Origin of the sequence: Pseudomonas sp. 3-2 (assembly GCF_019710535.1) — a bacterium.
Lineage (GTDB): Bacteria > Pseudomonadota > Gammaproteobacteria > Pseudomonadales > Pseudomonadaceae > Aquipseudomonas > Aquipseudomonas pharyngis.
In genome coordinates this window covers 1,897,909-1,920,637 of record NZ_CP081200.1, presented here as the reverse complement: position 1 = coordinate 1,920,637, position 22,729 = coordinate 1,897,909, and the positions used below count along the sequence as shown (strand labels likewise).

Annotated in this window: 22 protein-coding genes and 1 riboswitch; of the genes, 6 read left to right on the top strand and 16 right to left on the bottom strand. The window is 62.3% G+C overall.

The features are described 5' to 3' along the window. The first annotated feature begins 58 nt into the window (after positions 1-58). Positions 59-3,529, top strand: coding sequence for a hybrid sensor histidine kinase/response regulator (locus K3819_RS08825; RefSeq protein ID WP_221399060.1), 3,471 nt, complete (start codon positions 59-61; stop codon positions 3,527-3,529). Positions 3,530-3,538: 9 nt separating this feature from the next. Here the strand turns inward: K3819_RS08825 and rmuC are convergent, their stop codons facing one another. Together rmuC and K3819_RS08815 are read right to left on the bottom strand one after the other, a co-directional pair. Continuing rightward, the gene (rmuC, locus tag K3819_RS08820) at positions 3,539-4,903 is read right to left on the bottom strand and encodes a DNA recombination protein RmuC (RefSeq protein ID WP_178076463.1); all 1,365 of its coding nucleotides are present in this window, start codon (positions 4,901-4,903) and stop codon (positions 3,539-3,541) included. 175 nt (positions 4,904-5,078) lie between these two features. Continuing rightward, complete coding sequence (locus tag K3819_RS08815) at positions 5,079-5,402, bottom strand: hypothetical protein (protein WP_085611478.1); 324 nt, start codon at positions 5,400-5,402, stop codon at positions 5,079-5,081. 954 nt (positions 5,403-6,356) lie between these two features. On the opposite strand from K3819_RS08815, the gene K3819_RS08810 reads away from it, so the two are divergent. The 3 genes from K3819_RS08810 (at position 6,357) to K3819_RS08800 (ending at position 8,758) form a co-directional block, all read left to right on the top strand. Next, positions 6,357-6,581, top strand: coding sequence for a hypothetical protein (locus tag K3819_RS08810; RefSeq protein WP_007950419.1), 225 nt, complete (start codon positions 6,357-6,359; stop codon positions 6,579-6,581). 276 nt (positions 6,582-6,857) lie between these two features. Then, the gene (locus tag K3819_RS08805; protein WP_085611479.1) at positions 6,858-7,340 is read left to right on the top strand and encodes a hypothetical protein; all 483 of its coding nucleotides are present in this window, start codon (positions 6,858-6,860) and stop codon (positions 7,338-7,340) included. 146 nt (positions 7,341-7,486) lie between these two features. Further along, on the top strand, positions 7,487-8,758 hold the full coding sequence (locus tag K3819_RS08800) for an OmpP1/FadL family transporter (protein ID WP_064594534.1): 1,272 nt from the start codon (positions 7,487-7,489) through the stop codon (positions 8,756-8,758). A gap of 81 nt (positions 8,759-8,839) precedes the next feature. Here the strand turns inward: K3819_RS08800 and K3819_RS08795 are convergent, their stop codons facing one another. The 14 genes from K3819_RS08795 to cobO form a co-directional block, all read right to left on the bottom strand. After that, positions 8,840-9,400 carry a glutathione peroxidase gene (locus K3819_RS08795; protein ID WP_039769833.1) on the bottom strand — a complete coding sequence of 187 codons (561 nt, stop codon included), beginning with the start codon at positions 9,398-9,400 and terminating at the stop codon, positions 8,840-8,842. Positions 9,401-9,455: 55 nt separating this feature from the next. Beyond that, positions 9,456-9,578 (bottom strand): hypothetical protein, encoded by a 123-nt coding sequence (locus K3819_RS29385; RefSeq protein WP_007950415.1) that lies wholly within the window; start codon positions 9,576-9,578, stop codon positions 9,456-9,458. Next, positions 9,575-10,783, bottom strand: a complete 1,209-nt coding sequence (locus K3819_RS08790; protein WP_011333148.1) for an MFS transporter — start codon at positions 10,781-10,783, stop codon at positions 9,575-9,577. The genes K3819_RS29385 and K3819_RS08790 overlap by 4 nt, the downstream gene beginning before the upstream one ends. Before the next feature lie 53 nt (positions 10,784-10,836). Further along, a complete protein-coding gene (locus K3819_RS08785; RefSeq protein ID WP_007950413.1) occupies positions 10,837-11,241 on the bottom strand; it encodes a MarR family winged helix-turn-helix transcriptional regulator in 405 nt (134 codons plus the stop codon). Positions 11,242-11,297: 56 nt separating this feature from the next. After that, positions 11,298-12,029, bottom strand: a complete 732-nt coding sequence (locus K3819_RS08780; RefSeq protein ID WP_221399059.1) for an adenosylcobinamide-GDP ribazoletransferase — start codon at positions 12,027-12,029, stop codon at positions 11,298-11,300. Position 12,030: 1 nt separating this feature from the next. Continuing rightward, complete coding sequence (cobC, locus tag K3819_RS08775) at positions 12,031-12,606, bottom strand: alpha-ribazole phosphatase family protein (RefSeq protein ID WP_221399058.1); 576 nt, start codon at positions 12,604-12,606, stop codon at positions 12,031-12,033. After that, complete coding sequence (gene cobT / locus K3819_RS08770; protein ID WP_085611482.1) at positions 12,603-13,658, bottom strand: nicotinate-nucleotide--dimethylbenzimidazole phosphoribosyltransferase; 1,056 nt, start codon at positions 13,656-13,658, stop codon at positions 12,603-12,605. Before cobT ends, cobC begins: the two co-directional genes overlap by 4 nt. After that, positions 13,655-14,176, bottom strand: coding sequence for a bifunctional adenosylcobinamide kinase/adenosylcobinamide-phosphate guanylyltransferase (gene cobU, locus K3819_RS08765; RefSeq protein WP_221399057.1), 522 nt, complete (start codon positions 14,174-14,176; stop codon positions 13,655-13,657). Before cobU ends, cobT begins: the two co-directional genes overlap by 4 nt. A 99-nt stretch (positions 14,177-14,275) precedes the next feature. Further along, entirely contained in the window at positions 14,276-15,778 is a 1,503-nt protein-coding gene (locus K3819_RS08760) for a cobyric acid synthase (RefSeq protein ID WP_221399056.1), read from the bottom strand. Next, entirely contained in the window at positions 15,775-16,785 is a 1,011-nt protein-coding gene (gene cobD, locus K3819_RS08755) for a threonine-phosphate decarboxylase CobD (RefSeq protein WP_221399055.1), read from the bottom strand. The genes K3819_RS08760 and cobD overlap by 4 nt, the downstream gene beginning before the upstream one ends. Next, entirely contained in the window at positions 16,778-17,686 is a 909-nt protein-coding gene (gene cbiB / locus K3819_RS08750; RefSeq protein WP_064594520.1) for an adenosylcobinamide-phosphate synthase CbiB, read from the bottom strand. The genes cobD and cbiB overlap by 8 nt, the downstream gene beginning before the upstream one ends. Beyond that, entirely contained in the window at positions 17,683-18,333 is a 651-nt protein-coding gene (bluB, locus tag K3819_RS08745; RefSeq protein ID WP_085611486.1) for a 5,6-dimethylbenzimidazole synthase, read from the bottom strand. The genes cbiB and bluB overlap by 4 nt, the downstream gene beginning before the upstream one ends. Next, entirely contained in the window at positions 18,330-19,625 is a 1,296-nt protein-coding gene (locus K3819_RS08740) for a cobyrinate a,c-diamide synthase (RefSeq protein ID WP_221399054.1), read from the bottom strand. Before K3819_RS08740 ends, bluB begins: the two co-directional genes overlap by 4 nt. Beyond that, complete coding sequence (gene cobO / locus K3819_RS08735; RefSeq protein WP_007950401.1) at positions 19,622-20,233, bottom strand: cob(I)yrinic acid a,c-diamide adenosyltransferase; 612 nt, start codon at positions 20,231-20,233, stop codon at positions 19,622-19,624. Before cobO ends, K3819_RS08740 begins: the two co-directional genes overlap by 4 nt. 80 nt (positions 20,234-20,313) lie before the next feature. Continuing rightward, positions 20,314-20,540, bottom strand: a riboswitch (cobalamin riboswitch). A 166-nt stretch (positions 20,541-20,706) separates the two neighbouring features. Here cobO and K3819_RS08730 point away from each other — a divergent pair. Then, positions 20,707-21,291 carry a hypothetical protein gene (locus K3819_RS08730; RefSeq protein ID WP_039769816.1) on the top strand — a complete coding sequence of 195 codons (585 nt, stop codon included), beginning with the start codon at positions 20,707-20,709 and terminating at the stop codon, positions 21,289-21,291. Between the two features lie 65 nt (positions 21,292-21,356). Beyond that, entirely contained in the window at positions 21,357-22,670 is a 1,314-nt protein-coding gene (locus tag K3819_RS08725; RefSeq protein WP_221399053.1) for a sorbosone dehydrogenase family protein, read from the top strand. The last annotated feature ends 59 nt before the right edge of the window (positions 22,671-22,729 follow it).

Genomic DNA, 22,729 nt, shown 5'->3' with positions numbered 1-22,729 from the left:
CCCGTGCGAGACTGTCTGACCGGGCGCGAGTCCGGTCGTTTTCTGTCGGGAGTGTTCCATGTCGTTGTCCACCGGGCTGATCGCCGCCGTCGCCCTGGCCTATATGGCCATCATGTTCGCCATCGCCTTCTACGGCGACCGTCGCAGCACACCGCTGCCGCCACGGGTGCGTGCCTGGGTGTACAGCCTGTCGCTGGCGGTCTACTGCACCAGCTGGACGTTCTTTGGCGCGGTCGGTCAGGCCGCCGAACAACTGTGGTCGTTCCTGCCGATCTACCTCGGGCCGATCCTGCTGCTGCTCGGTGCGCCGTGGGTGCTGCAGAAAATGGTGATGATCAGCAAGCAGGAGAACATCACCTCCATCGCCGACTTCATTGCCGCCCGTTACGGCAAGTCCCAGTCGTTGGCGGTGGTGGTTGCGCTGATCTGTCTGGTCGGCGTTCTGCCTTATATCGCCTTGCAGCTCAAAGGCATCGTCCTCGGCGTGAACCTGCTGATCGGTGCCGGCGCCGACGCCATGGGCACCCGCGCACAGGACACCGCGCTGATCGTGTCGCTGGTGCTGGCGCTGTTCACCATCGTCTTCGGTACGCGCAACCTCGATGCCACCGAGCACCACCGCGGCATGGTGCTGGCGATTGCCTTTGAATCGCTGGTCAAGCTGTTCGCCTTCCTCGCCGTCGGCGCCTTCGTCACCTACGGGCTGTACGATGGCTTCGACGACCTGTTCAATCAGGCGATGCTCGCCCCGCGCCTGGAGGAATACTGGAAAGAAACCATCAACTGGCCGTCGATGGTGGTACAGACCGGCGTGGCGATGATGGCGATCATCTGCCTGCCCCGGCAGTTCCACGTGACGGTGGTCGAGAACATTGACCCGCAGGATCTGCGTCTGGCCAAATGGGTGTTCCCCGCCTACCTCGCATTGGCCGCGCTGTTTGTAGTCCCTATCGCCCTGGCCGGTCAGATGATGCTGCCCAGCTCGGTCATCCCCGACTCTTTCGTTATCAGCCTGCCATTGGCCCAGGCCCATCCGGCGCTGGCGATGCTGGCGTTTATCGGCGGTGCATCGGCGGCCACCGGCATGGTGATCGTAGCGAGTGTGGCGCTGTCGACCATGGTCTCCAACGACATGCTGTTGCCATGGCTGCTGCGCCGCAACAATGCCGAGCGGCCGTTCGAAGTGTTCCGTCAGTGGATGCTCTCGGTGCGCCGCGTCAGCATCGTGCTGATTCTGTTGCTGGCCTACGTCAGCTACCGTTTGCTCGGCTCGACCGCGAGCCTGGCGACCATCGGCCAGATCGCCTTCGCCGCCGTCACCCAACTGGCCCCGGCGATGCTCGGCGCGCTGTACTGGAAACAGGCCAACCGGCGTGGTGTATTCGCCGGTCTCGCCGCCGGTACGTTCCTGTGGTTCTACACCTTGATCCTGCCGATCGCTGCGCGCAGCCTCGGTTGGTCGCTGGACAGTTTCCCCGGACTCGCCTGGCTGCACAGCAACCCGTTGAACCTGCCGATCACCCCGCTGACCCAAGGCGTGGTGCTGTCGCTGGCAGGCAACTTCACCCTGTTCGCCTGGGTCTCGGTGCTGTCGCGCACCCGCGTGTCGGAGCACTGGCAGGCCGGGCGTTTTATCGGCCAGGAAATCAGCGCCCGGCCGAATGCACGCTCGATGCTGGCGGTGCAGATCGACGATTTGCTGCAACTGGCGGCACGCTTTGTCGGCGAAGAACGCGCGCGGCAGAGCTTCATTCGCTTCGCCTACCGTCAGGGCAAAGGCTTCAACCCGAACCAGAACGCTGACGGCGAATGGATCGCCCACACCGAGCGTTTGCTGGCCGGTGTCCTTGGCGCTTCGTCAACGCGAGCGGTCGTGAAAGCCGCCATCGAAGGTCGAGAAATGCAGCTGGAGGACGTCGTGCGGATCGCCGACGAAGCCTCGGAAGTGCTGCAGTTCAACCGCGCGCTGCTGCAAGGCGCGATCGAGAACATTACCCAGGGCATCAGCGTGGTCGACCAGTCGCTGAGACTGGTGGCCTGGAACCGCCGCTATCTCGAGCTGTTCAACTATCCGGACGGTTTGATCAGCGTCGGCCGACCGATTGCCGACATTATTCGCCACAACGCCGAGCGTGGTTTGTGCGGCCCCGGTGAAGCGGAAGTTCACGTTGCCCGGCGCCTGCACTGGATGCGTCAGGGCCGCGCCCACACCTCCGAGCGACTGTTCCCCAATGGCCGGGTGATCGAGCTGATCGGCAACCCGATGCCCGGCGGCGGTTTCGTCATGAGTTTCACCGACATCACCGCGTTCCGCGAAGCCGAGCAGGCGCTGACCGAAGCCAACGAAGGGCTGGAGCAACGGGTCAGCGAACGGACCCAGGAACTGTCGCAACTCAACGTCGCGCTGACCGAAGCCAAGGGCAATGCCGAGGCGGCCAACCAGTCCAAGACCCGCTTCCTCGCCGCCGTCAGTCACGACCTGATGCAGCCCTTGAACGCCGCACGGCTGTTCTCCGCCGCCCTCTCCCATCAGGAAGACGGCCTGAGCGCCGAGGCGCAGAAACTGGTGCAGCATCTGGACAGTTCGCTGCGTTCGGCCGAAGACCTGATCAGCGACCTGCTCGACATTTCCCGCCTGGAAAACGGCAAGATCAACCCGGATCGCAAGCCGTTCGCGGTCAATGAGCTGTTCGATATTCTCGGCGCGGAATTCAAGGCACTGGCTCAGGAACAGGGCTTGAGTTTCCGGGTACGGGGCAGTCAGTTGCGCATCGATAGCGACATCAAGCTGCTGCGGCGCATTCTGCAGAACTTCCTCACCAACGCGTTCCGCTACGCAAAAGGCCCGGTGCTGCTGGGCGTGCGTCGGCGCAAAGGCGAAATCTGTCTGGAAGTGTGGGATCGCGGGCCGGGAATTCCGGAGGACAAACAGCAAGTGATCTTCGAGGAATTCAAACGCCTCGACAGCCACCAGACCCGCGCCGAAAAAGGTCTGGGCCTGGGTCTGGCGATAGCCGACGGTCTGTGCCGCGTGCTCGGCCATACCTTGCGCGTGCGCTCATGGCCGGGGCGTGGCAGCGTGTTCAGTGTCCGTGTGCCATTGGCCAAAGCACAGATCGTGCAACCGCCAGCGGCGGTGGAAATCAATGGCAAATTGCACAGCGGCGCGCAGGTGCTGTGCATCGACAACGAAGACAGCATTCTGATCGGCATGAACAGCCTGCTCACGCGCTGGGGCTGTCAGGTCTGGACCGCGCGCAACCGCGAAGAATGTGCGGCGCTGCTCGATGACGGCGTGCGGCCACAATTGGCGCTGGTGGACTATCACCTCGATCACGGCGAAACCGGCACCGATCTGATGGCCTGGTTGCGCACAAGGCTGGGCGAGCCGGTGCCCGGCGTGGTGATCAGCGCCGACGGGCATCCGGAAACGGTGGCGCAGGTTCATGCAGCGGGGCTGGATTATCTGGCCAAACCGGTGAAACCGGCGGCGTTGCGGGCGTTGTTGAGTCGTTATTTGCCGCTCTAGCAGAGCGGCTTATTCAGGCAGCTCGACCAGGCCGTCGGCATCGGTCATCGCGCGCTCCAGCAGGTCCGCCGGCAGGCTCTTGCTGGCTCGTGCGCCGAGCAACTTGAGCTGTTCGCTGCGGCTGACCAGGTTGCCGCGCCCTTCCGTCAGTTTGTTGCGCGCCGCGCTGTAGGCCTTGTCCAGTTGCTGCAAGCGATTGCCGACTTCATCCAGATCCTGAATGAACAGCACGAACTTGTCGTACAGCCAACCGGCGCGCTCGGCGATTTCCCGGGCGTTCTGACTCTGGCGCTCTTGCTTCCACAGGCTGTCAATCACCCGCAGGGTGGCGAGCAGCGTGGTCGGACTGACGATCACGATGTTGCGATCAAAAGCTTCCTGAAACAGTGACGGCTCGGCCTGCAATGCAGCGGAAAACGCCGCTTCGATGGGCACGAACAGCAAGACGAAATCGAGGCTGTGCAAGCCTTCCAGACGTTTGTAATCCTTACCGGCCAGACCTTTGACGTGGCTGCGCAGGGACAGCACGTGCTGCTTCATGGCGATCTGGCCGATGGCGTCGTCGTCGGCCGCCACGTATTGCTGATACGCGGTGAGACTGACCTTGGAATCCACCACTACCTGCTTGTCGCCCGGCAAGTAAATGATCACGTCCGGCTGAAAACGCTCGCCATCCGGGCCCTTGAGATTGACCTGGGTCTGGTACTCCCGGCCCTTCTCCAGCCCGGCATGCTCAAGTACGCGCTCGAGAATCAGCTCGCCCCAGTTGCCCTGGGTTTTCTGGCCCTTCAGGGCGCGGGTCAGGTTGGTTGCCTCATCGCTCAGGCGCAGGTTCAGTTGCTGCAAACGCTCCAGTTCCTTGGCCAGCGAAAAACGCTCGCGGGCTTCGGCCTGGTAGCTTTCCTCGACACGCTTTTCGAACGACTGGATGCGCTCTTTCAAAGGGTCGAGCAATTGGCCAAGGCGCTGCTGGCTGGTTTCGGCAAAGCGTTGTTCGCGCTCATCGAAGATCTTGCCGGCCAGTTCGGCGAACTGTGCGCGCAGCTCGTCGCGGGAACCTTGCAGGTCATCCAGGCGTTGTTGATGGTTTTCCTGTTGCTCGCGCAATTCGGCATTCAGCGAAGCCGCCTGGGCGTCCAGGCGCCGCAACTCGGCTTCCTTGTTCGCGCGTTCAAGGTTCCAGGCGTGGGCGGCGTCACGGGCGTCATCGCGCTCGATCTGCAACAGCTCGACTTCCCGGCGCACAGCCGCGAGATCCGCTTGTTTGGAGGCGTTGGCCTGGCCAAGGTCGGCGACTTCATCGCGGCAGGCTTCAAGTTGTGCAGTGAGGCCGTCCTGGGCCATTTGCGCCATGGCCAGCCGCTCCTCGAGCAAGGCGACTTCAGACTGGTTCTGACTGGCCCGACGTTGCAGTTGCCAGGCCAATGCCAGCAACGGCACCGCCGCACCTGCCAGCCCCAGCAGGATGCTGGTCAAGTCCATCGCCATAGTGATTCCCGCCGATCCGATAAAGCCTGAAGGTTAACCAAGGCGTCTGGTCTTGGACAGCTCAGTCTTCGATCAGGCCGAGTTCCTGTTGCGCGCGTCGGTCACCGGCGCGGGCGGCCTGGCGCAGCAGGTCCTGGCCGATCCGGCGATCCCGGGCATTGCCGCACTCGCGGCACATCAACTGGCCGAGGCGACTCTGCGCCGCGACCACCCCTTCCCGGGCCGGTTGCTTGAGCAGGCGGCCGGCGAGGTGCTTGGCATTCTGGCTGTCGCCAAGTCGCGGGCTGTCCAGCAGCCATTCGGCCACGCGCACGGAAAATCGCTTGGGAGCGGTAACACGAGGGAGTTGGGAGGTAACAGATTCTGGAGCGGAACGAAACTTCATAAAGCACTGTGGGACAGATCGGAAGGCGCGCCACTCTACTCTTTTTTTCGCACAGGTAAAGTCGAAAAAAACCCGGCACGCCCGTGCTAGAGCAAGCGCTCGGGACAATCCACAGAAGCTGTGGATAACTCAGTGGACAACCGCCCTCCAGTCGCCGCAAAGCCTTGTGGAACGGGGCTCGCAGTCAAACTGACGATTTTTTCACCAGTTAAAAAAAGCGATGTTTTTCATTGACTTAAACTTTCGATGCAGGCAGTCATCGGGGTCAGGATTGTTGTGACAGCGCCGTTACAGTCTGCGCAACTAATGTGCACAAGTACCTGTTACGCGGTTATATCGATGCGCCTTTTCGGGTCGTTTTGGCATTCGTGCTGGGGATAAGCCGCTGCGCAGAGCGTCAGCATCTTTCCGGTGGTGGGGACCGACGAACGTAAAGTGAGCCAGATCGGGGCAGGCGGGGAGCCCGGGCAGCGGATTCTGATTTTTTTTGATTATCGGGTTTGCCTTCTGCGGTTCGTTCCGTTAGTATCCGCGGCGTTAGTACCAAGCTGAAAGTCAATTCCGGTCGAACACACCCCCACGGTCAAGTTTCTCTCACAGAGACCTTCACTGAAAAAAGCGGGATCGACCCCTCGATGGTTTCCAGGTAAATCTTGCGACGACACAGTCTTTGAATCGAATGCAAAGAGTGTTGCGAAGACCACTTACTCTGACCGAACCAACCTGCAAATTGATCAGGATCTTCACCAAGGGCCCAGAACCTCTGCCCTTGATATGTTGCCTGTCCTCCTAAGTACCTACCTGCCAGCCCAAGCGCGCCAACTTTTATAGCGCTCGAACTGGCTGCCTTGTTCCAGTCGGGTTCTTCGTTCGACCAATGGTGGTCGACGTTACTGGAACGTTTTAACGTTGCACGGTTCTTATCCGTGTCATTTGTAGGAACACCTAATAACTATGTCGACTCAAATCCAGACTCAGGATGCCATTCGCACCCTAACCAACGCTTTTGCTCCAATGAACTGCCTGATCATGGCCGCTCGCAAAGGCTGCTTCAGCTTCACCGTGGTCAATGAACACGGGATCGCCCGCCATAGCGAGCGTCTGTACCCCGATCAATACTCCAGCGCCGAACCGCTGCAGGCCGTGATTGATCGCACCCGTCAGGCATTGATCGCCTGAGAAGCCGAAATGGCTGCAAAAGCAAAAGCCCTGCTGAAATGCGGGGCTTTTTATTGCCCGATGTTTCACTTTTACCTCTTTCCGCTTAAGCACCAACCGGTATAACGGTTATAACGGCGCGCCGGAAATATTTTAAAAACAGTCCTTTACGTCGCGAATATGACACTACACTTCAACTCAAGCGGCGTGATCCGCTTCCGGCGAGCCTGAGTCGATCCACAGCTGCCAAGCTCCCCCTTCAGGCCTCGCCGCCCAATAACAAGATCCGAGGGATTTATGGGTATCGCTGCCAGCGAACTGTGCCGCTATGTGATTCGTCCTACGCTGATCTACCTGGGACGTCACTGCGCAACCGCCGAATCCCTGCTGCTGGGCATTGCCGCCAGCCAGTCCGCTCTCGGTTCCGCCCTGCATGACCGCCGTGGCCACGGCCTGTACCGGATTGCCGAAAACCGCCACCAAGCCCTCTGGGATCATTACCTGGCGCTGGATCCGGAACGCGCCAGCCTGGTTCGCGGCCTCGCCAGCCAGCATGCCTTCCTCAGCGGCCCGCACCTCGAACTGACCGTCAATTTGCGTTATGCCACAGCCATCGCCTGGCTGCTGGTCGAAGAACAAAACACTACCCTCCCCGAGCCGGACGATCTGCTGGGCATGGCGCGCATCTGGCGTCAGACCTTTCAGCCCCAAGGTCGTCTGCGCGACTTCACCTGCGCCTGGCAAACCTGTGTTTCACCGCTGAATCAGGTCGCTTGCTGACCCGCTGTTTTCACAACATCGCCCAACAGGCAGTGATTTTGGTCGGATTGTCCTACAAAACCGCTCTAACTCAAGGCATACGGACTATAGCGCCGGGACGAAAATGTTGGTAATTTTCGCCCCGGTGATCACCAGGAGTTCTAATAATGAAAAAAGTCATGCTCAAAACCACCCTTAGCCTTGCCGTAACCGTGGCATCCACCCAGATCTTCGCAGCTGGCTTTGCCATCAACGAACACAGCATCAGCGGGATGGGGACTGGGTACGCCGGGCGATCTTCTTCTGCCGACGACGCAAGCACCGTTTATGGCAACCCTGCCGGCATGTCGCGCATCACGCGCGAACAAGTCACCGGTGGCGTTGCATTCCTCGACGCAAAAACCGATATCAGCGACGCCAGCTCCAGCCCGAACGGCGGCAGCAACAAAGGCGACATGGTGCCCTTCACCTCCGTACCTATGGGCTACTACGTCAAGCCGATCGACGAGCATTGGGCATTCGGTCTGGGTGTGTACGTACCCTTCGGCCTGATCACCGACTATGAAAACGGCTTCGCCGGCCGTTACTTCGGCAGCAAGTCAGAAGTCAAGATCATCACCTTCCAGCCAACCGTCAGCTACAAGTTCAACGATGTCGTGTCGATCGGTTTCGGCCCGACCATCAACCGCATCGACGGCTCGCTGGAATCCAACCTGTCGATCACTCAGGCAGCGCCGGACGGCAAGGTCAAGATCAAGGGCGACGACACCGCACTGGGCTACAACATCGGCGTGCTGGTACAGGCTACCGACAGCACTCGCCTGGGTCTGACCTACCACTCGAAGGTCGACTACAAGCTCGAAGGCAACACCAAGGTCAACTACGGTGTGCTGGGCGCGATCGGCCTGGGTGCGAACCAGAAGTACGACGCTTCGCTGAAGATCACCACGCCTGAATCCGTGGACCTCTCGGTCACCCAGGCGATCAACGATCGCTGGAACGTCTACGCCGGTACCACCTGGACCCGCTGGAGCCAGTTGGAAAAGATCACCGTCAAGAACTCCGGCGTTCAGCCACTGCTGGCTGGCCAGTTCGGCGAGATCACCGAAGAACAGAACTGGCATGACACCTGGGCGTACGCCATCGGTACGTCCTATCAGTTGAACAAGGAATGGGTACTGCGTACCGGCCTGACGTTCGACCAGTCGCCGACCAACAACGTCGACCGTTCGCCACGCATCCCGACCGGCGACCGGACCATCTTCAGCATCGGTGCCGGCTGGAGCCCGACCGAAGACCTGACCATCGACGTTGCCTACTCGTACCTGAAGGAAGAGAAGGTCAACATCCGCAACGAAAACGATCGTGGCCAGAGCTACAACTCGCAGTATGAAAACTCGGCAAACGGCTTCGGTGTCGGCGCAACCTACCGCTTCTGATGCTGTACGGCGAGGCTAATGCCTCGCCCACTAAAAAGCCCCGCTCTCTTCACAGAGGCGGGGCTTTTTAATGGGCGTCGATCAGGGTTTCAGCGGCTGGGAGGCAATAGCTTTCTCGATGGCCGCCAGAAATTCAGGATCATCCGGTTTGGTCAGGCTGGAGAAATTGGCGATCACCTTGCCCTGGCGGTCGATGACGTATTTGTAGAAATTCCACTTCGGTGCGCTGCTCTGTTTGGCCAGCACCTGGAACAGATGAGTCGCATCGTCACCCCGCACCTTCTGCGGTTCGGTCATGGTGAACGTCACGCCGTAGTTGGCGTAGCAGACCTTGGCGGTCTCGGCGCTGTCCTTGGACTCCTGCTTGAAGTCATTGGAAGGTACGCCGAGCATTTCCAGGCCCTGGGCCTTGTAGCGCTGATTCAGCGCTTCCAGCCCCTCGAACTGCGGCGCAAAACCACAGAAGCTGGCCGTGTTGATCACTACCAGCGGTTTGTCGGCGTAGCGCTGACACAGGTCGATGGATTCCTTGGCCCGCAACTTGGGCAACGAGCCTTGCAACAGATCCGGACAGTCCGCGGCCTGGGCCAGTCCGGTCAACGCCATCAGCAACGCGGGAACAGCACACCAGCGCTTGAGCATGTCGGGCATCCTTGAGCAATCGTCAGACCTCGACGTTACTCGCCCTCCCGCCGGTCTAGCAAGCACCCATGCCCAACTGCATCAGCGCCAAACCGCCCTGATGCCAGCCCCACCACACCAGCGCCAGCAACGCGGCGCCGAGTGCGGTGACGACGATCTGCGGCCAGAAACGGTTCATGCAGCGCTCGCACGCGGTTGCAGGCGCTCGACCGGGCGCTCGCGCACCGGCCAGTTCAGCGCCGCCGCCAGCAGGCTCAGGAGAATCGCCACTTGCCAGATCAAGTCATAACTCCCGGTTCGGTCATACACCACCCCGCCCAGCCAGCCGCCGAGGAACGAACCCAACTGATGGAACAGAAACACGATGCCGCCGAGCATGGACAGGTTTCGCACGCCAAACAAGGTTGCCACCGTACCGTTGGTCAACGGCACCGTCGACAGCCACAGGAACCCCATGGCCATGCCGAACAGATAGGCCGAGGTCGTCGTCACCGGCAGCCACAGAAACAGCACGATCACCACCGCGCGCAGCAGATAGAGCCCGGTCAGCAGACGCGGTTTGGACATCCGCCCACCGAGCCAACCGGCGGTGTAGGTACCGAAGATGTTGAACAGGCCGATCAACGCCAGCACGGTGGTGCCGACGGTGGCCGGCAGATGCTGATCAACCAGATACGCCGGCAAGTGCACGCCGATGAACACCACCTGAAATCCGCAGACGAAAAAACCGAATGCCAGCAACCAGAAACCGGAGTGCGAGCAGGCTTCGCGCAGGGCTTCGGACAGGGTTTGTTCATGGCCGAGCACCGGCAGCGGCTTGTCCTTGAGCATGCTCACCAGCGGCACGATCAGCGCCACCAGCAAGCCCAGCACGAGCAATGCCGCCGACCAGCCGAGCCAGCCGATCAACCCGAGGGTGCCCGGCAGCATGGCGAACTGGCCGAAAGAACCGGCAGCACTGGCAATGCCCATGCCCATGCTGCGTTTCTCCGGCGGCACGGCGCGGCCGACGACACCGAGAATCACCGAGAACGAGGTCCCGGACAGTCCGATACCGATCAACAGACCGGCGCTCAGGGACAAGCCCAAAGCGGTTTCCGACAGGCCCATGAACACCAGGCCCAAGGCGTAGAGCACCCCGCCGATCAGTACCACTTTCGCCGCGCCGAAGCGGTCGGCCAGCGCGCCAGTGAACGGTTGCGCCAGCCCCCAGATCAGGTTCTGCAAGGCGATGGCGAAGGCGAACACCTCGCGACCCCAGCCGAACTGGGCGCTCATCGGCGACAGAAACAAGCCGAAGCCGTGCCGCACGCCCAATGACAACGCCAGAATCAGCGCACTCCCCAGCAACACCCAACCGCACGTACGCCACATCGAACTCATTATTATTCTCCAGTCGCGGGTATATACCCGCTTAGATTCGGAAAAACCGGCCCTCAGGCCAGTTCATCCAATAGCCGCAGCAAGGTTTCACGCTTCTCGGCACCCAGTCGGTCGATCAACCGCTGTTGCGCCGCTTCCCAGGCCGGCAAGGCTGCTGCCAGGCGTTGCGCACCGGTTTCAGTGAGCCGGACGATGCGGTTGCGCATGTCTTCGCCCTCGGCCAGCGCCACCAGGCCCTCGCCTTCCAGCACCCGCAGATTGCGCCCGAGGGTGCTGCGATCCAGGCCCATGGCCTCGGCCAGTTCGGAAATGCTCGGCTGATCCAGGCGCTGCAGATTGCACAGCAGAGAATACTGGGCAACGTTGATCCCGAAGCCGTCGAGAGCGCCGTCGTAATGCCTGCTGACGCCACGCGCGGCGCGACGCAGGTTGGTGCACAAACACTGAGATGGAAGCATGATGCGTGTATATACCCGCGACTGTGTTAAATCAAGTTACAGATCAAAGTTATTTATCAAAACAAGGCCAGCCCGACCAGCACTGACATCTCCAATAGTTCCAGCAACGCTCCCGCCGTATCACCAGTGGTTCCACCCAGTCGTCGCACCATCAAATGCCGCAGCCAGATGAACACGACAACCGCCAGCAGCAACGCCACGACAGCGTCGAACCCGGCGATCGCCACACACGCCGCCGCACTCCCTGCCAGCACCTGCCAACCCGCCTTGCGCGGCAGATGATCGGCCAGCGCCTGCCCCAACCCGCCGGCCCGCACATAAGTCGTGGTGAGAAACAGCCCGAGCAACGCCGCTCGGCCGATCAGCGGCACCATGATCAATGCCGTGCCCTGCTGTTGTTCGATCAACGCCAGCAACGCGGCAAACTTGAGCAGCAACACCAGCACCAGCGTCACCACCGCGATCGGCCCGCTGCGCGGATCCTTCATGATCGTCAGCGTACGCTCGCGATCACCGAAGCCGCCGAGCCACGCATCGGCGCTGTCCGCCAGCCCATCAAGGTGCAACGCGCCGCTGAGCAGCACCCACACCGCCAGCAACAGCGCCGCATGCAACAGCAACGGCGTGCCGACCAAGGCAATGTTCAGCGCCCAGAGAATGACACCGAACAACAGTCCCACCAGCGGATAAAACAGTAGCGACCGGCCAAGCTGTTCGGGCGTCGGCATCCCCGGCAGACGAATCGGCAGGCTGCTGAGAAATTGCAGGGCGATCCACAGAGGCAGCATGTCAGAACACTTCCCTGAGCGAACCGTCGGCCTCGACGATCAGCGAAAACAGCGCGCCGTGGCCGACTTCGACATTCAGCAGTTGTTCACGGGGCAAGCCACGGGCCTGCGCCAGCAACAGACGCATGACGCCGCCATGACTGACCAGCAACACCCGCTCACCCGCGTGCGCCGCGTGCAGTCGCATCACCGCCGCCAGCACCCGCGCCGAAAAATCGCTGACCGGCTCACCCTGCGGCGGAGTAAACCCATACGGATTGGCCCAGAACAGCCCCAGCGCTTCAGCATCAGTCTCCATCAACGCCGCCGCGCTCCGCCCTTCCCAGGCACCAAAATGCAGTTCTTGCAGATTATTCTCCAGAGATACCGGCAGATCCCGCTGCGCGCTCAACTCTTCAGCAAACCGCGCGCAACGCTGCAACGGCGAGCTGATCAGCCGATTCCACGGCCCCTGCCCGCTCACCGCCTCGCGCATCTGCGCCCAGCCTTTTTCGGTCAACGCATCGTCGAGGCTGCCGCGCAGACCGCCGCCGAGTTCGGTTTCACCGTGGCGCAGCAGATCCAGGCGCAAGGTCATGCCGGGCGGTCCGCCACCGCGGCTTCAGCGAAGGTTGCCATCTGGCCGTGCAGGTCGCAGGCCAGACGCAACAACGGCACCGCCAGCGCCGCGCCACTGCCCTCGCCCAGACGCAGGCCCAGTTCCAGCAAAGGCTCAGCGCCAAGGGTTTCCAGCACATGACGATGGCCCGGCTCGGCACCGCGATGACCGAACAGCAGCCACTCACGGCAGGCCGGATTCAGGCGCACCGCTACCAGCGCGGCGACCGTACAGATGAACCCATCCACCAGCACCGCCACACCCTCGTGTGCGCAGGCCAGATACGCGCCGACCAATGCCGCAATCTCGAAGCCGCCGAGATTGAACAGCGTCTGCAACGCATCGCCACGTTGCGCCGCATGCAGTGCCAGCGCCCGCTCGATCACCTGCGCCTTGTGGCTGACGCCTTCGGCATTCAGCCCGGTGCCGGGGCCGGTCAGGTGTGCCACCGGGCAATCGAGCAAAGCACAGGCCAGCGCACTGGCGGCCGTGGTGTTGCCGATGCCCATTTCACCGCCGATGAACAATTGCGCACCAGCAGCCTTCGCGCGCAGCACACTGTCGCGGCCGCCCTGCAAGGCAAGTTCACCCTGAGCCTGAGTCATCGCCGCGCCCTTGGCGAAATTCGCCGTGCCCGGGCCGATGTTCAAATGGCGCACACCCGGCAGGTCCAGCGACGGAGTCACGGTGCCCAGATCCACCACTTCCAGCTGCGCGCCAAGTTGCCGCGCCAGCACGCTGATCGCCGCGCCGCCGCTGACGAAGTTCAGCAGCATCTGCCCGGTGACCTCCTGCGGGAACGCGGAAACCCCTTCGGCGACAACGCCGTGGTCGCCGGCAAAAATCGCGATCCAGACTTGATCCAGCGTCGGCTTGATCCGGCCCTGCAGTCCGGCCAGCTGCACCGCCACCGATTCAAGCTGACCGAGGGAGCCGGCGGGTTTGGTCAATTGCTGCTGACGCGCCGCCGCGTTTTCAACGGCGTGCGTATCCACCGGTTTGCACGGGTTCAGCCACCAGGCTTGGGTCATAACGCAGGTCCTTTCAGAGTCAGGGGCAGGCCGGCGACCGTCAGGACGACTCGTTGACAACGCTCGGCCAGAGCTTGATGCAGCCAACCGGCTTCATCGACGTAGCGGCGAGTCAATTCGCCCAGCGGCACGACACCCATTCCGGTCTCGTTGCTGACAAAAATGATTTCACCCGGCAGCGACGCCAGGCATTCGAGCAAGGCTTCGCGCTCGGCGGCGAGGCGTTCAGCGTCTTCGAGCATCAGCAGATTGGTCAGCCACAGCGTCAGGCAATCCACCAGCAGGCAACGCTCGGGGCCAGCGTTTTCGCGCAACACCCGAGCCAGTTCCAGCGGCTCTTCGATCAACGCCCATTCAGCAGGACGACGGGCGCGATGATGGGCGACGCGTTCATTCATCTCGCCATCCTGTGGCTGGCTGGTGGCGATGTAAGTGACGGCCAGCGCGCTGTCAGTAGCGAGTTTTTCGGCCAGGCGACTTTTGCCGGAGCGGGCGCCGCCGAGGATCAACTGGAGCATGGAGGCATCCTGAAAAAAATTCGTTGAGACAACTGACCTCTTCGCGGGCAAGCCCGCTCCCACAATGGATTTAGGCCAAACATGGCACTTGAGTACACCTCAACACCCTGTGGGAGCGGGCTTGCCCGCGAAGAGGCCATCACATCCGGCCTGGATACCACAGAGTTCACACAACAGATCGGTATCCAGATGCTTCTCCACCAGATCCGCCAGCCGCTCGATATCGCGTTCGCGCAAGCCGTGGTAATCCACCTCCTGCACATCGTTCAGGCCGGCCCAGCGCAACAGCGCGGCACTGGCCGCCGGCGACTCGAACAGCCCATGCAGGTAGGTGCCGAAAATCTGCCCGTCGAGACTTTGCGCGCCGTCGCAGCGGCCGTCGTCCAGATGCACGGCAGCATTTTCCAGCGCCGCTCCCGTGGTCACGCCGGCATGAATTTCATAACCGCTGACCTCGGCATCTTCCAGCGCCAGACGCCCGTGCACATTGCGCAGCTGCTTCTCGGCTTCGAGCTGCGTTTCGAACGCCAGCAACCCCAGACCAGCGCTGGAACCCGGCGCACCTTCAAGGCCCAGCGGATCGTGCACCTGCTCGCCGAGCATTTGCAGACCGCCGCAGATCCCGAGCAATTTCCCGCCGTAACGCAGGTGACGGCGGATGGCCGATTCCCAACCATTGGCGCGCAGATACGCCAAGTCACTGCGCACGCTTTTCGAGCCCGGAAGAACGATCAGGTCGGCCGGCGGTATCGCTTGCCCCGGGCCGATGAATTGCAGATCAACCTGCGGATGCAGACGCAGCGGATCGAAATCGGTGTGGTTGCTGATGCGCGGCAGCACCGGCACCACCACTTTCAGGACTTGCTCCGCCTTGTCGGTCTGACGCTGGTCGATGCCGTCCTCGGCTTCCAGATGCAGATCCATCACGTATGGCAGCACGCCCACCACCGGTTTGCCGGTGCGCTGTTCCAGCCAGTCGAGGCCCGGTTGCAGCAAGGCGATATCGCCGCGAAAACGGTTGATGATGAAACCTTTGACCCGTGCCTGTTCGCTCGGCGACAGCAGTTCCAACGTGCCCACCAGATGGGCGAAGACGCCGCCACGATTGATGTCGGCGATCAGCAACACCGGGCAATCCACCGCTTCGGCGAAGCCCATGTTGGCGATGTCACCGGCGCGCAGATTGATCTCGGCCGGCGAGCCCGCGCCTTCGACCATCACCAGCGGATAGGCGGCACTCAAACGTTCGTGGGAAGCAAGCACGGCCTGCATGGCGATGGCTTTGTAGTCGTGATAGGCGACGGCGTTCATGCTGGTGACCGCACGACCGTGGATGATGACCTGGGCGCCGGTGTCGCTGTTGGGCTTGAGCAGCACCGGGTTCATGTCGGTGTGCGGCTCGAGAAACGCCGCCTGGGCCTGCACCGCTTGCGCGCGGCCGATCTCGCCGCCGTCGGCAGTCACCGCGCTGTTGAGCGCCATGTTCTGCGGCTTGAACGGCACCACGGCAACGCCCTGACGGGTGGCCCAGCGGCAGAGCGCCGTCACCAGCGTGCTTTTGCCGGCGTCGGAGGTGGTGCCCTGCACCATTAAAGTGGTCATGCTGGTTTGTTTTCCATAGAGCGTTGCAGGGCGAATGCTTGCAGGGCTTGCTCAAGACGCGCCTCGTCGGCGGCATCGGCGGGCAGCCCGAAACGCAGGCTGCTGTTGTGCGCGAAGAGTCGCAGGAGAATGCCGCGTCGGGCCATGAATTCGTGCAACGCGGAGGCCTGTTCGGTGATCAGCCACTGAAACAGTGCGCAGCCGCCCTGCGGTTTGAAACCGGAACGTTCGAGCAGCGCAGCCAATCGTTCGCTGGCCTCGTCGCTGCGGATGCGCTGACGCGTGTGGCCTTCGGTGTCGCGCAGACAGGCCTGGCCGAGCACGCGGGTCGGCCCGCTGACCGCCCACGGCCCGACCTGTTCGGCCAGCAACCGGAGCAACTTGCGCTCGGCCAGCACGAACCCCAGCCGCACACCGGCCAGACCGAAAAACTTGCCGAACGAGCGCAACACGATCAACCCCACTTGATGCGCATGCGGGGCGAGACTCAGCTGCGGCGTGTTGTCCATGAACGCTTCGTCGACCACCAGCCAGCCGCCGCGCTGGGCCAGCCGTGCGTGCCAGTCGAGTAGGCGCGCCGGGGTCAGGTTCAGGCCCGTTGGGTTGTTCGGATTGACTACCACCAGCACGTCGAGGCTGTCGAGAAAGAAATCGACTTCCTGCTCCAGCACCTCACGCACGATATAGCCGCTGCGCCGCCAGGCTTCAGCATGCTCGGCATAACACGGCGACAGCACGCCGACCTTGCCGGCCCGACGCAATCGCGGCAACAACTGAATGGCCATCTGCGAACCGGCCACCGGCAGCACCTGGCTGGTACCGTAGTAATCGCAGGCGGCCTGCTCCAGACCGTCATCGTTTTCCGGCAAGCGTGCCCAGGCCCGCAGCGGAATATCCGGGACCGGAAACGGCCACGGCGCAAGCCCCGTGGACAGGTCGAGCCAGTCTTCTTCCGCGATGCCGTATCCGAGCGCCGCCCTGCGCAACCGGCCACCGTGCTCAAGCATAGAATTCAGCCCCCACGCAGAGAATCAGCAGCCATAACCATACCCCGCGCTGGACCAATTGCCAGCCGCGATCAATGGAATCGGCATCCGCCGGCACGCCCTCGCCCAGTTGCGGACGCTCGTGCAGCTCGCCGTGGTAAATCGCCGGACCACCCAGTTCGACGCCCAAGGCACCCGCGCCGGCGGCCATCACCGGGCCGGCGTTCGGGCTGTCCCATTTCGGCGCCTGGGTGCGCCAGCATTTCAGCGCCAGTCGGGTTTTGCCGAGCAGCGCGTAGGTCAACGCCACCAGCCGCGCAGGAATGTAGTTGAGGACGTCGTCGATTTTTGCCGCCGCCCAGCCGAACCGCTCGAAACGTTCGTTGCGATAGCCCCACATCGCGTCGAGCGTATTGCTCAAACGGTAGAGCACCACGCCCGGCGCACCGGCCACGGCAAACCAGAACAGCGCCGCGAACACCGCATCGCTACCGTTCTCCAGCACCGATTCAGTAGCAGCGCGGGCGACAGCGGTGCTGTCCAGCTCATCGGTCTGGCGGCTGACCAGATACCCCACACGCTTGCGCGCCTCTTCCAGATCATCGGCACGCAAGGCCTTGGCCACCGGCTCGACGTGCTCACCCAGGCTGCGCATGCCGAGGGCGCAATACAGCGCAAGAATCTCGACGATCCAGCCCACGTAAGGCGCCCAGGAAAACGCCGTGGCCAGCAGGGTCAGCGGCAACACCGCGATCACCCACGCGGTGACGCCATGGCTGCGCCAACCGCGACCGCCGCTGTTGAAACGTTGCTCGATGCGCCCGGCGAAATTGCCGAACGCCACCAGCGGATGCCAGCGTTTCGGTTCACCCAGCAGCGCATCCAGCGCAACCGCGGCGACACTCAACAACGCCACACTCATTGACTCACTCCCCAGAAATTTTCATACAGCAGCTCATTGAGCGGACGCGCCTGCGCCCACCCTTCGAGTACCAGCATCGGCGCCGGATAAAATTCCTTGACCGGCCCCAGGCAAAGCACCGCCAGCGGCTTGGCCCCGGCCGGCAGTTTCAGCAAGTCGGCCAGCGCCTGCGGTTCGAACAGCGACACCCAGCCCATGCCCAGGCCTTCGGCACGCGCGGCGAGCCACAGGTTCTGGATCGCGCAGGACAATGAGGCCATGTCCATTTCCGGCATTGTGCGACGACCAAAGATGTGTTTTTCGCGATCGTCCATCAACGCGGCGACCAGCACTTCGGCGCAATCCTTGATGCCTTCGACCTTGAGCTTCATGAACTCGTCACTGCGTTCGCCGAGGGCTTCGGCGGTGCGTACGCGTTCTTCTTCAACAAGGTTCTGGATCTGGCCACGTAGCGCGCGGTCGCTGATACGGATGAAGCGCCACGGCTGCATCAGGCCGACGCTCGGTGCCTGGTGCGCGGCTTCAAGCAATCGTCGCAACACGTCAGGCTCGACCATACCGCCGCTGAAGTGGCGCATGTCGCGGCGTTCAGCGATGGCGCGGTAGACCGCTTCGCGCTCGGCGTCAGTGAAGGCGTTGTCGCTCATGGCACCAACAGCGCGGCAATCGCCGACGGATTTGACGGGAAATAGAAGTGAACGTACGAGGCGGTCATCCGCCCTTGCCGGTATACCGCTTCCGCGCCGCGCCCGCCGTTGGGGCTGTGGCCACGGGCGATTGGCGTCAGTTCGGTGGTGGTCAGGGAATGGTGATAGGTGTGGCCGCGCAACAGGCCTTCCGGCAGGTCGACCTCTTGCAAGGCCAGCGCAGCGAGGCGCTTTTGCATCACGGCGTCGCCACTCAGCAGGCCGACCAAATCAGCACGGGTGCCTTCGACATCGGTCAGGGAGTCGAGCAGATAAAGCATGCCGCCACACTCGGCGAGCAGCGGTTTGCCGGCGGCGTGGTGAGCGCGGATCGCTTTGAGCATGTCAGTGTTCTGCGACAAGGCAACGTGGTGCAATTCCGGATAACCGCCGGGCAGGTACAAACTGTCGGCTTCAGGCAATTGCGCATCGCGGATCGGCGAGAAGAAACTCAGCTCCGCCCCCATCGCCCGCAACAGATCGAGACTGGCGCCGTAGGTGAAGGCAAAGGCTTCGTCGCGAGCGACGGCAATTCGCACGCCTTCGAGCAGCTTTTCGGTCTCAACGATTGCTGGCGCGGCGAATTCCACGGCCGGTGGCAGCGCTACCTCGCAAGTGCCAGCCAGCGCTTGGGCGGCGGCGTCGAGGCGCACGTCGAGGTCATTCAGTTCGCTGGCCTGCACCAGGCCGAGATGGCGGCTCGGCAGTTCGATCCCGGTTTCCCGGGACAACGCGCCGTACCAGCGCAGACCTTCGGTGAGGCTACCTTCAAGCAACTGCGCATGGCGCACGGTGCCGACGCGGTTGGCCAGCACGCCGGCGAACGGCAAATCCGGCTGATAGCGCGCCAGGCCCAGGGCCAGTGCACCGAAGGTCTGAGCCATGGCCGTGCCATCGATCACGCCGAGCACCGGTACGCCGAAATGCCGCGCCAGATCGGCGCTCGACGGCGTGCCATCGAACAGGCCCATCACGCCTTCGATCAGGATCAGATCGGCTTCGGCGGCGGCTTCCCACAACAGACGTCGACTTTCCTGCTCGCCGACCATCCACATGTCCAGTTGATAGACCGGCGCACCGCTGGCGCGCTCGAGGATCATCGGGTCGAGAAAGTCCGGGCCGCACTTGAATACGCGGACCTTGCGCCCCTGATTGCGATGCAGACGGGCCAGCGCGGCGGTGACGGTGGTCTTGCCCTGACCGGAGGCCGGCGCGGCGATCAGTACCGCCGGGCAGTGACGTGGTTGATTCAAAGTTCGACGCCTTTCTGCGCTTTGATGCCGGCCTGAAAGGCGTGCTTGATCATGCCCATTTCGGTGACGGTGTCGCCCATCTCGATCATTTCCGGCTTGGCGGCGCGGCCAGTGACGATCACGTGTTGCATCGGCGGACGGGCCTGCAGATCGCTGAGCACCTGATCCAGATCGAGGTAACCGTGCTTGAGGGCAATGTTCAGTTCATCGAGCACCACCAGACCGATCGACGGATCGCGCAGCAGCTCGCGGGAGACTTCCCAGGCCGCTTCGGCGGCGGCGATGTCGCGCTGACGGTCCTGGGTTTCCCAGGTGAAGCCCTCGCCCATCACATGAAAGCGCACCTGCTCGGGGAAGCGACGGAAGAACAGTTCTTCGCCAGTGCTGTTGCGGCCCTTGATGAACTGCACCACGCCGCACTGCATGCCGTGGCCCATGGCGCGGGCGAGCATGCCGAATGCCGAGCTGCTTTTGCCTTTGCCGTTGCCGGTCAGCACCAGCACCAGGCCGCATTCGTCTGGCGAATTGGCGATGCGTTCGTCGATCACGGCTTTTTTGCGCTGCATGCGCGCCAGGTGGCGCTCGTCGCGCTCGGGGGAATCAGTCATGGGGGAGCTCTCCGTTGAGGCTGGATAACGGCGGGCAGGCACAAGAATAGACGGCAACAAGCCTGGCATCGCCCACCGTGATGCCGCTGGATGGATCAGGCCGGTCTCCGGGCTCATGAGCGGCTGGTGCCTGGCTGCGCGCCTTCCCGCTTTTACGCAGTGGCATCAGACGCAGCTTTTACTCATTTACCGTTGCGGGGGCAGCGCCGGGATCGTGAGGGTTCATCGCTTGAAGACCCGCCTCACCGGCTTCCCTGTTTCACTCTGTCGACATGCGCCACAGAGCACCTGAAACAAGCCGCGAAGGTTAGAGGGTTGGGGGTGGAGCGTCAATTGAAGAGGGGCTTGTGCGGCGAATAACTGCCATCGATCAATTAACTGACGCCAATCTTGTGCCACACTGGCATGAGTGATATCAAAGAGCCATGCTCTTTGACTGCAGAGAGCCCATCACAATAACAAGGGAGAACCCCATGCAAGGCATGATCATCAGCAATCCGCGGCTGGAATTCCTGCGCCCGGTGCTGGAACGCTGGTTTGACTGTATCGACCGCTACAACGCCGTGCGCGGCGACAATGACACGCCCTACTGGCACGACGAAAAAGCCAACCTCGGTCTGCTGTCGGCCGCCGCGTGGATGGCTGAACTGGTCACCCTGCGCGACACTGCCACCCGCAAACAGAACGAAGAAGGCGAGCGCAACGCCCGCGCCGATTTGTTTATTGCTGGCGCCGAGGATCGCGCCTTCATTCAGGCGACCCAACGCTGGCCGCGCGTCACCAGCCTGAATCTGACCCAGGCCCTGGCGGATATCACCAGCGACGCCAAGCGCATCAGCTACGCCAGCGACCTGAAACTCGGCTGCCTGTTCGTCGCCCCGCAAAAAGCCCAACACAGCGCCAGCCCGGAAGAATTGCAGGACATGGTCGACGACCTGCAAAAGGAACACACCTGCGCCGTCGCCTGGTATTTCCCCTACGCCTACCGCAAATTGCGCAGCGAAGCCGGCAACTATCACCCCGGCATTGCCGTGCTGTTCAAGGAGGCCCGCGGCTGAGGGTTGAACCATCGGGCTTGTGCGCTTCTCTATGTTTAGGAATGCATTCATAGGGAAGATCAGCAATGCGCAAGCCCCAGCTCGTTTTCGTCATCATGATCGCCGGAGGGCTCGCCGCCTGTGGTGAATCCTCCAGCCTGCAAGTTACCGACGGCACCGGTCCGTCACCGAAACTGCCCGAACCGAACAAGACCCTGATCCCGACGGTGAACATCGCCCCGGCCATCGGCTGGCCGGCCGGCGCCAAACCGATGGCAGCGACAGGTACGCAGGTGGCGGCGTTTGCCGAAAATCTCGATCACCCACGCTGGCTCTACGTGCTGCCCAATGGCGATGTGCTGGTGGCGGAAACCAACGCCCCACCCAAACCCGACGACGGCAAGGGCATTCGCGGCTGGGTGATGAAGAAAGTCATGGGCCGTGCCGGCGCCGGCGTGCCCAGTCCGAACCGCATCACACTGTTGCGCGATGCCGATCATGATGGCGTGGCCGAAACCCGCACGGTGTTCCTGCAAAACCTCAATTCGCCGTTCGGCATGACCCTGGTCGGCAACGATCTTTACGTCGCCGATACCGATCGCCTGCTGCGCTTTAACTACGAGCCCGGCGCGACCGAAATCAAGAGCCAGCCGATCAAGGTCGTGGATTTGCCGGGCGGCACGCTCAACCATCACTGGACCAAGAACGTCATCGCCAGCAAGGACGGCAGCAAGCTGTACGTCACCGTCGGTTCGAACAGCAACGTCGGCGAAAACGGCCTCGATCAGGAAGAAGGCCGCGCGGCGATCTGGGAAGTGGATCGCGCCACCGGCAACCACCGGATCTTCGCCTCGGGCATCCGCAACCCCAACGGCCTGGCATGGGAACCGCAAAGCGGTGCGCTGTGGACCGCCGTCAACGAACGCGATGAGATTGGCAGCGATCTGGTGCCGGACTACATCACCTCGGTCAAAGACGGTGGTTTCTATGGCTGGCCGTTCAGCTACTACGGCCAGCACGTTGATGTGCGCGTGGAACCCCAGCGGCCGGACATGGTGGCCAAGGCCATCGCTCCGGACTACGCCGTCGGCCCGCACACCGCATCACTGGGGCTGACCTTCGCCGAGGGCAATCGCCTGCCGGCACAGTTCAAGGAAGGCGCATTCATCGGCCAGCACGGCTCGTGGAACCGCAAGCCGCACAGTGGTTACAAAGTGATCTTCGTACCGTTTGCCGCTGGCAAGCCGAGCGGCACACCGGTTGACGTGCTGACTGGATTTCTCGACAAGGACGAAAACGCGCTGGGTCGTCCGGTCGGCGTGGTGATCGACCAGCAAGGTGGATTGCTGGTAGCCGATGACGTGGGGAACAAGGTGTGGCGGGTATCTGCGGCCCGCTAATGTATTGCAGGCATTAAAAAACCCGTGGGAGCCATTCAGCTCCCACGGGTTTTTAAGTA